Source organism: Nocardiopsis sp. NPDC055824 (assembly GCF_053616335.1).
Window position 1 is genome coordinate 20837 of sequence record NZ_JBSHDN010000079.1, and the last position, 8409, is coordinate 29245.

At 74.4% G+C, this 8409-nt stretch carries 9 protein-coding genes and 1 pseudogene; 7 read left to right on the forward strand and 3 right to left on the reverse strand.

The window, feature by feature from the left end; genetic code table 11:
• Nucleotides 1–64: 64 nt before the first annotated feature.
• A complete protein-coding gene (locus ACWGL3_RS17325) occupies nucleotides 65–316 on the reverse strand; it encodes a DUF4158 domain-containing protein (protein ID WP_431061528.1) in 252 nt (83 codons plus the stop codon).
• 142 nt (nucleotides 317–458) lie between these two features.
• On the opposite strand from ACWGL3_RS17325, the gene ACWGL3_RS17330 reads away from it, so the two are divergent.
• Both ACWGL3_RS17330 and ACWGL3_RS17335 read left to right on the forward strand, forming a co-directional pair.
• A complete protein-coding gene (locus ACWGL3_RS17330) occupies nucleotides 459–1052 on the forward strand; it encodes an XRE family transcriptional regulator (RefSeq protein ID WP_267950166.1) in 594 nt (197 codons plus the stop codon).
• A 322-nt stretch (nucleotides 1053–1374) separates the two neighbouring features.
• Nucleotides 1375–2247 (forward strand): class I SAM-dependent methyltransferase, encoded by an 873-nt coding sequence (locus ACWGL3_RS17335; protein WP_267950165.1) that lies wholly within the window; start codon nucleotides 1375–1377, stop codon nucleotides 2245–2247.
• A 150-nt stretch (nucleotides 2248–2397) separates the two neighbouring features.
• Here ACWGL3_RS17335 and ACWGL3_RS17340 read toward each other — a convergent pair whose 3' ends face one another.
• A complete protein-coding gene (locus ACWGL3_RS17340; protein ID WP_355011884.1) occupies nucleotides 2398–3237 on the reverse strand; it encodes an alpha/beta fold hydrolase in 840 nt (279 codons plus the stop codon).
• Between the two features lie 394 nt (nucleotides 3238–3631).
• On the opposite strand from ACWGL3_RS17340, the gene ACWGL3_RS17345 reads away from it, so the two are divergent.
• The 3 genes from ACWGL3_RS17345 to ACWGL3_RS17355 all read left to right on the forward strand — a co-directional run bounded on the left by ACWGL3_RS17345 (nucleotide 3632) and on the right by ACWGL3_RS17355 (nucleotide 6282).
• Nucleotides 3632–4195 (forward strand): TetR/AcrR family transcriptional regulator, encoded by a 564-nt coding sequence (locus ACWGL3_RS17345; RefSeq protein WP_452461537.1) that lies wholly within the window; start codon nucleotides 3632–3634, stop codon nucleotides 4193–4195.
• A gap of 44 nt (nucleotides 4196–4239) precedes the next feature.
• A complete protein-coding gene (locus ACWGL3_RS17350) occupies nucleotides 4240–5745 on the forward strand; it encodes an MFS transporter (protein WP_452461538.1) in 1506 nt (501 codons plus the stop codon).
• Nucleotides 5746–5838: 93 nt separating this feature from the next.
• Entirely contained in the window at nucleotides 5839–6282 is a 444-nt protein-coding gene (locus ACWGL3_RS17355) for a hypothetical protein (protein ID WP_267950162.1), read from the forward strand.
• Here ACWGL3_RS17355 and ACWGL3_RS17360 read toward each other — a convergent pair.
• Nucleotides 6188–7061: pseudogene (locus tag ACWGL3_RS17360) on the reverse strand (aldo/keto reductase). The gene ACWGL3_RS17355 and the pseudogene ACWGL3_RS17360 overlap by 95 nt on opposite strands.
• Before the next feature lie 179 nt (nucleotides 7062–7240).
• Between ACWGL3_RS17360 and ACWGL3_RS17365 the strand changes: the two are divergent.
• Together ACWGL3_RS17365 and ACWGL3_RS17370 are read left to right on the forward strand one after the other, a co-directional pair.
• Nucleotides 7241–7750 (forward strand): MmyB family transcriptional regulator, encoded by a 510-nt coding sequence (locus tag ACWGL3_RS17365; protein ID WP_452461539.1) that lies wholly within the window; start codon nucleotides 7241–7243, stop codon nucleotides 7748–7750.
• An 86-nt stretch (nucleotides 7751–7836) separates the two neighbouring features.
• Nucleotides 7837–8379 carry an MOSC domain-containing protein gene (locus ACWGL3_RS17370; RefSeq protein ID WP_267950160.1) on the forward strand — a complete coding sequence of 181 codons (543 nt, stop codon included), beginning with the start codon at nucleotides 7837–7839 and terminating at the stop codon, nucleotides 8377–8379.
• The last annotated feature ends 30 nt before the right edge of the window (nucleotides 8380–8409 follow it).

The window sequence follows — 8409 nt, forward strand, 5'->3', positions numbered from 1 at the left end:
GCTCCTTGGCCTGGGCCTCCTTCATCGCCCGCCATCGCAGCCGGAGCGGGGGCGGGGACCCCGGTCAGGTCGGTGGGCACGTACCCGGGCCAGGGCAGTGTGCACAGTTGCACCGCCGGCCGAGTCGGTTGGCCGCTCCGCGGCGGTGTTCGACGAACTCGGCGTCGGTGGGGGCCAGGGTGAAGTAGCGGATCAGCTCCTGGGAGCTGATGGTGTCGGGGAACGCGCGGAGCTGGGCGGGTTCGGCCTCGGAGAAGACCTGGGTGGCCGACGTGAGACTCCGGTCGGGGGGTGAGGGGTGACCGTCGGCGAACAGCCAACCGGCGGGGGAGGCTCAGCGTTGGATTTTCCGCGAGAACTATCGGGCCCCCTACGCAGGGGCCTCGGCTTTGCCCTCGTGTCGGGCTCCGCGCCCACAGGGACGGCCCCGGGCGCACCGGAGGCATACGCTATTGCTCATGACGCAAGAAGACGGGGAGCTGGACAGCCTCGTACGCAAACGCATCCGTGCCCTGCGGGTGGCGCAGGGGTGGTCCCTGGCCGAACTGGCCACCCGTGCCCACCTGAGCCAGTCCTCGCTGAGCCGCATCGAGAACGGCAGGCGCCGCCTGGCCCTGGACCAGCTGGTCACCCTCGCCCGGGCCCTGGACACCACGCTGGACCAGCTCGTGGAGACCGCCACCGACGACATCGTCACCAGTCCGATGATCGACGCCGCCCACGGCCTGATGCGCTGGCCCGTCAAGGGTGACCCCGGCATGAGCGTGGTGCGCCAGCGCATGACCGAACCGCCGCCCGACAACCCTGCGCGCATGCGTGCCCACCCCGGGCGCGAATGGCTCGTCGTCCTGTCCGGCACCGCGACCCTCATGCTCGGCCACCGCCGGTTCCGCGTCGAGGCGAACCAGGCTGCCGAGTTCCCCACGATGATGCCGCACGCGATCGGCGCCGAGGGCGGCCCCTGCGAGATCCTGGGCATCTTCGACCGCGACGCCCGCCGCGGACACCAGCGCGAGGGCGAGGCTCCCGGGGGTCGGGGCTCCGACGGGTGAGCTCACCGGCCCGGGGGCGGCATCGGATCGGCGGGACCGGCCCCGCCGACGGCGCCGAACCGGTCGACGTGCTCTGGCGGCCGGGCCGATCACGTCGGCTTGGACACCGCCCGCCGCTGTGCCCTGCCCGGCGAGGTGGGCGCGGCCGGGGTGTCGGAGGCGCTCACCGGCGACCGGTGGGCCGGTGGGTCCTGAGGCTGCCATCCCCCACCGATCCTCCTCGACCCCCGTGTCTTGCGCGTCGGGCCGCGCATCCGACCATCGTCTTGCGCAACGGGGAAGGAATCGCGCTTCAAAGGCATGACCGTCCTACGGTGAAGGCATGAACGAAGCGCACTCGCACACTTCCCACCACGGCACCCGGCACGAGCACCACCGGGAGCACGACTCCGAGGTCCAGGCGGAGATCCTCGACCTGGACGCCGAGGTCCTCGCCGAACACATGGCCTCGATCACCGCGTGGCTGCCGTTGGAGACCGTCCCGCGCCGGATCGTGGACCTGGGCTGCGGCACGGGCGCGGGGACCTTCGCCCTCCTGGAGCGCTTCCCCGACGCGCACGTCACGGCCGTGGACACCTCCGCCGGGCACCTGCAGCGGCTGCGCGCCAAGGCCTTTGACCGCGGCGTCGGGGCGCGCGTGCGCACGGTGCAGGCCGACCTGGACGCACCCGGGTGGCCCGACCTCGGCTCACCGGACCTGGTGTGGGCGTCGGCCTCGATGCACCACCTGTCCGACCCCGACCGCGCCCTGCGCAACGTCCGTGGCGCGCTCGCGCCCGGCGGCCTGTTCGCCGTCGTCGAACTGGCCGGGTTCCCGCGATTCCTGCCCGAGGGCGCCCCGGAGGAGAGGCCCGGCCTGGAGGAGCGCTGCCATGCCGTGGCCGACCGCCTGCACGCCGAGCACCTGCCCCACCGCGGTGCGGACTGGGGTCCGATGCTGGCCGCCGCCGGGTTCACGGTCGAGGGCGAGCGCACGGTCTCCGTGGACGTCAAGGGCTCCCGCAGCGAGGCGGTCGGCCGCTACGCGCTCGGCGGACTGCAGCGCATCCGCACCGCCGTGGCCGCGGAGCTCTCCCCGGAGGACCTCGCCGCGCTCGACCGGCTGCTGGACGCCGGGAGCCCGCACGGCATCCTGCGCCGCGAGGACCTGGCGGTGCGCACCGAACGCACCGTGTGGGCCGCGCGCCGTGCCTGACCCCGGGTTCCTCCTGGTTGCGGGGCGGGCCGACCGGTAGCCGGTGGCCCGCTTGTTCGCGCGGATCGGCGGGGCCGGTCCCCGGCCGGCTGTGGCCGGGCTCCTGTACGGCCCGGCCCGGGTGTCCGCCCCGGGTCGGGCCCGCCGTGGTCAGGCGCGGAGGAATTCCAGGACGGCCCCGGACCGGTCCAGGATCGCGTGCCCGACCCCGGGCAGGACGTGCACGGAGGCGTGCGGCACGCACCTTCGCACGCGGCTCGCGGTTCCCGCGGAGTCGAACATCGCGTCCCGCTCGCCCACGCTCACCTGCACCGGCATGGTCAGGCGGCGCAGGGTGTCGTCGGAGAACACCGGGAGCCGCTCCGTGCGCGGCCGGAACTGCTCGAAGGTCAGGCTGATCCGGTCCAGGGCGGGTCCGGCCGAGAGCGCGTCCAGGCCGGTGGCCACCAGCACCGAGCGGCGCCGGCCCCGGCGCCCGAAGGGTCGCAGCAGGAGGGTCGCGAACAGCCATCCCACTTTCTGGGCGCCCACGCCCCCGGGGCACAGCAGTGCCAGGCGGCGCACCCGGTCGGGGCGGTGGGCGGCGTAGTCCAGTGCCATCCAGCCGCCCAGGGAGGTGCCGACCAGGGCCGTGTCGACGAGCCCCAGTCCCTCCAGCACGTCGTCGAGCCAGAGCCGGTGGGCGCCCGAGGACAGGGGCGGGCGGGAGGGGGCGCTCAGGCCGGGTTCGCCCACCAGGTCCACGGCGTAGGTGCGGAAGTGCCGTGCCCAGGCGGCCGCGTCCTGGCGCCACATCGTCGCGTTGGCCCCCGATCCGTGCAGCAGGACCACGGGGGGCGCGTTCGCGGGGCCCGAGGCGAGCACGAAGGTCTCGCCCTCGCGGGTGGGCACCCGCAGGTGGTCGGCGGGAACAGGCCAGGTGCGCAGCTCCTCCTGGTAGCGGCGGCGCAGCTCCTGTTCCCCCGCTTCGGTCTTGTAGATCGCACTCATGGGTCGAGCGGTCCTCCCCGGATCGGCCGCCCGTGTCCGTCGGGGCAAGGGGCCCCGGTCGACACAGACGAACATGTGCCACCAAAGTAAACCAAACTTCCCTAAAAGCGAACCAATAAAGGGAGTTTTGGGGAGTATTAGAGTAGGACGGTGGAAGGCCGGTGGCCCCTGTCGTGCTCCTGCGGCCCCGTGAGCCGGGGATACTGCGCACGGTGACGCGCCCCGACCGGGGCGCGGGGGTTCCGGAGTGGCCGGGATCACCTCCGCCGCAGGGCCTCGGGGGCGTTCGGGGTTCCAGTACTCTCGTACATGTACAGATGTACTAGAGCTTGTCCGGGGCAGGAGGGATACGTATGCGCCGCAGGAACGGCCGCGCGCCCGGGGCGGTGCGGCGGTGAGCGCCCGACGCGACCCCCAGGGGCGCCGCCGGAGCATCGTCGAGGCCGCCGCCGCGCTGATCACCGAGAGCGGCGTCGCCGGCCTCACCCACCGCGGCGTCGCCGCGCGCGCCCGTGTGCCGCTGGGCGCCACCACCTACTACTTCGCCACGCTGGACGACCTCAGCACAGCGGCCCTGGAGCACCTGGCCCAGGACACCGACGAGGCCCTGCGCGAGCTCGCCGGGCAGATCGCCCGCGACCGGGGCGACCCGGCCGCCGTGGCCGCGCTCCTGCACGACTACCTGCGCCAGGGCCCCCGGGTGCGGGCCGACGCCGAGCTGTACCTGGCCGGAGTGCACCGGCCCGACCTGCGCCCGCTGACACTGCGCTGGTTCGAGGGGCTGGTGCGGATCCTGGCCGAGCACACCACCCCCCGGGCCGCGCGGGCGCTGGCCCTGTACGTGGACGGGGCGATGCTGCACGCCCTGACACACGACGACCCCCTGGACCCGGACGAACTCGCCTTCGCGGTCACCGCCCTGATGGGCCGGGCCGCCACCACCGACACGGAGCTCTGATGGGAACCGATCCCGCCCCGACCGCCACCACCGGGAAGGGGCCGATGTCGGCCGCCCGGCGCTGGGCCGCGCTGATGGTGCTCTCCGGCAGCCTCCTCGTGGTCGTCATGGACATGACCATCCTCAACGTGGCCCTGCCGGCGCTCTCGGCCGACCTGAGGCCCACCTCCGGCCAGCAGCTGTGGATCGTGGACGCCTACTCCCTGGTGCTGGCCGGGCTCCTGGTGACGATGAGCGCCCTGAGCGACCGGTGGGGCCGCAAGAGGATGCTGCTGGCCGGCTTCGCGGTCTTCGGCGGCGCCTCGCTCGCGGTACTGGCGGCCGACAGCCCCGGCACCGTGATCGCGGTGCGCGTCCTGCTGGGCGTGGGCGGGGCGATGATCATGCCCACCACCCTGTCGATGATCCGCACCGTGTTCCCCGACCCCCGCGAGCGCGCCACCGCGCTGGGGATCTGGGCGGCCATCGCGTCGCTGGGCGCGGCGGTGGGCCCCATCGTGAGCGGGCTGCTGCTGGAGCACTTCTCCTGGCACGCGGCGTTCCTGGTCAACGTGCCGTTCATGGCCGCGGGCCTCCTGGCGGGGCTGCTCCTGCTGCCCGAGGCCCGCGACCCGCACCCGGGCAGATGGGACATGGTGGCGACCGTGCTGTCGATCGTGGGCATGGTCGCGCTGGTGTGGGGCATCAAGCAGTTCAGCAAGGCCGGGATCCTGGACCCCTCGGCGCTGCTGGCGTTCGCCCTGGGCGCGCTGGTGCTGGGCTGGTTCGTGGTGCGCTGCCTCAGGCGCCCGGACCCGCTGCTGGAGGTGCGTCTGTTCTCCTCCCCGTCCTTCACCGCGGGGACCGTGGCCGCGCTGGCCTCCATGTTCGCCATGGCGGCGATGCTGCTCCTGGTCGCCCAGTGGCTCCAGCTCGTGGAGGGGCACTCGCCGCTGCAGGCGGGGGTGCGGCTGCTGCCGATGGCGCTGGGCGCCGCGGTGGCCTCGCCTCTGGCGCCGGTGCTGGCCCGGCGCCTGGGGAGCCGCACCGTGCTGGCGGGCGGGCTGTTCGTGGCCGCGCTGGGGTTCGTGCTGATGTTCGCCCTGCCGGGGCCGCTGTCCTACCCGGTGGTCATGGTCGCCCTCGTCCTGCTCGGAACGGGTTCGGGCTCCCTGGCGATCGCCTCGGCCGTCATCATGTCCAGCACCCCGCAGGCGAAGGCGGGCAACGCCGCCGCCATCGAGGAGACCTCCTACGACCTGGGCAACGTCCTGGGGGTGGCCGTCCTGGGCAGTGCCGCCGCGGCGGTCTACCGGGCGGAGCTGCCCGTGGGGCTCCTCACCGGCACCGGCCTGGGCGAGCAGACGGTGCTCGCCGCCCAGGAGTCGCTCGGGGGAGCCCTCGACATCGCCGCCGAGACCGGCTCCGCCGAGCTCGCCGCGCTGGCCCGGTCGGCCTTCAGCGAGTCGCTGACACAGATCAGTCTGGCGGGCGGCCTCGCGCTGCTGGCCGCCGCGGTGGCCGTGTTCGTGCTCACGCCCAGGTCACTGGACGTCTCCCAGGGGCACTGAGCCCGGCCCGGGGCGGACAGGGGCGAGAAGGGCCGGAACCGGGTCTGTGGACAACCGGTTCCGGCCGCCTCCGACCCCGCATACTCCGTAGGTATGGACTCCCACAAGGTCCGGGCCCTCCTCGACCCGCTCCTGGACGGCGCCCCCGGCGACCTGCACATCCTCACCCTCCTCACCACCTCCTCCGCCTACACCTGCCTGCGGCGCCGTCTGGGCGTGCTCAGCGTCGAGCACCCCGAGGTGGTCGACGCCCTGGGCGCGGCCCTCCTGGACGGCTCCCCCGGGACGGCCGTGCTGCGCACCTTCACCGACCGCACCTCCCACACCCTGCCCGACGGCCGCGCCGTCCCCCTCAAGAGCGTGTGCGGGTGGCGGCTCGACGGGGGAGGGCTCCACCCGCTGGACGCGCGGGGCGTCGCCGCGGTCGCCCGTACCGACGCCCTCACCGGTCGGCGGCTGCCGCCCGAGCGCGGGGTCGGGTACGCCGACGCCTGGCCCGTGGACCTGGCCCGCTTCCACGCCCCGGCCAGGAGGTGAGGGGTGTGGAAGCGGCGGCCCGCGCGTCCAGGCGGCGCACCGCCTGCTCGGGCAGGTCCACCCGGACCGCGCCCAGGTTGTCCCGGAGCTGGTCGGCGGTGCCGGCGCCGATGATCGGGTGGACGGTGTGCGAGCGGGCCAGGGTCCAGGCGATCGCGACCTGGGCCGGGCTCGCCCCCACCTCCCCGGCCACCTCGCGTACGGCGCCGTGCTCGTGCGGGGAGAGGGCGGCGGCGTCGACCCGGCGGCCGGAGGCTGTAGGGCACCTGCACGCCCACAAAGGGGGACCAGTCCCGCCACAGGGCCAGGGTGTTGGCCTGGGCGACGAGCCACGCCGGAAGGTTGGAGGCCCCCACGTACAGGACCTTTCCCGCGCGCACCGCCTCGTCCAGGGCGCGCATGGTCTCCTCCACGGGGGTGTACTCGTCCCAGGTGTGCACCCACAGCAGGTCGACGTAGTCGGTGCGCAGCCGTCGCAGGCTCCGGTCGAGGGAGCGGGCGAGGTTCTTGCGGTGGGTGCCGCCGGTGTTGGGGTCGGTGGGGTCCCGGGGCAGGGCGTACTTGGTGGCGAGCACGAACCGGTCGCGGCGCCCCCGCAGGAGTCCGCCCACGACCTCCTCGCTGTCGCGGTAGGCGGAGGCGGTGTCGATGACGTTGCCGCCCGCGGCCTGGTAGAGGTCGACCATGCGGCGCGCCTCCTCGGGCCCGGAGAAGGTCATCGCTCCGAGGAAGAGCTGGGAGACGCGCAGGCCCGAGGGACCCAGGAGCCGGTAGCGCATCAGGCGGCTTCCCCCGTCGCGTGTGCGGCGCCCCCGGTGCGGGCGGGCCGGTCCGCCGCCGGGCGCGGCCTGCTCGCCGGGGGCCGGCCGTGCGGGTGGGCGGTTTCGTCCGGTGTGAAGGTCATGGGGCCAGTGTGGAGAGGAGGCGGGCGCGGAGGAAGGCCGTGGCGAGGCTGGCCGTGAGGGGGCCAGGACGGCAGGGGCGCCCGATCCTGGACTCGGCCCATGGACGACAACGCATTGGGAGAGTTCCTGCGCGCCTGGCGGGCCCGGTCGGGCTCCTGGACGAGGACGGCGAGCCGGTGAACCGGTGGTGGTTCGTGTTCGCCGACGACCGGGGGCGGCAGGTGTACCCGGACTGGGACGGCGTCGCGGACGAGCGGATCGCCGAGCTCAGGGCCGAGAGCGCGCTCGACGACCCCTTTCTCGCGCACCTGGTGGAGGAGCTGGAGATCGTGGGCGGCGCGCCCTTCACCGACCGGCTCGCGGCGGCGCCTGCCGTGCCCCGGCGCACCGGCCTCGAACGCCTGGTGCACCCGGAGGCGGGCGAGCTGCGGTTGTCCTACGGGAGCCTGGACGCCGGAGGCCAGCGCCTGGTGGTCTACCTCCCCGCCGACGAGGGGACCGCCGCGGCCCTGGACCGCCTCACCCTGCGCGGACCCGTTCCCCTGCGGGCGGTGTCCGGGTAGCGTCTCCGGCCGCCCCGGCACGGGGGCGCCCGCCTCCCGGTGGCTAGGCTGTGGGGCTCTGGCGACCGAGAGAGAGGACTGCGCCCATGGGCCCGGTCGTGGAATCGGTGAGCAGCAGCCCCGTGCACGCTTTCAGCAAGGACGTCCTTCCCGGTATCCGGCTCCTGGCCGGGCTGGGTGTGGAGGGCGACGCCCACATGGGCGCCACCGTCAAGCACCGGTCCAGGGTGGCCGTCGACCCCACCCGGCCCAACCTGCGCCAGGTGCACCTGATCCACGCCGAGCTGTTGGAGGAGCTGGCCGCGGCCGGTTTCGCGGTCGCCCCCGGGCAGTTGGGGGAGAACGTCACCACGCGCGGGCTGGACCTGCTCGCCCTGTCGACCGGGACCGTCCTGTGCTTCGGCGGCCGCGCCCGGGTGGAGGTCACCGGGTTGCGCAATCCGTGCCTGCAGATCGACGGGTTCGCCGGGGGCCTGCTCAAGCGGCTGGTCCACCGCGACGGGGACGGGGGCATCGTGCGCCGGGCCGGGGTGATGGGGGTCGTCCTGGAGGGAGGCCCCGTGGAAGCGGGCATGCCCGTCGAGGTGAGCGCGCCCGCGGGGGAGCACTCCCCCCTCGTGCCGGTCTGAGGAGGGCCCGTCCCCGCCCCCGTGACCGGG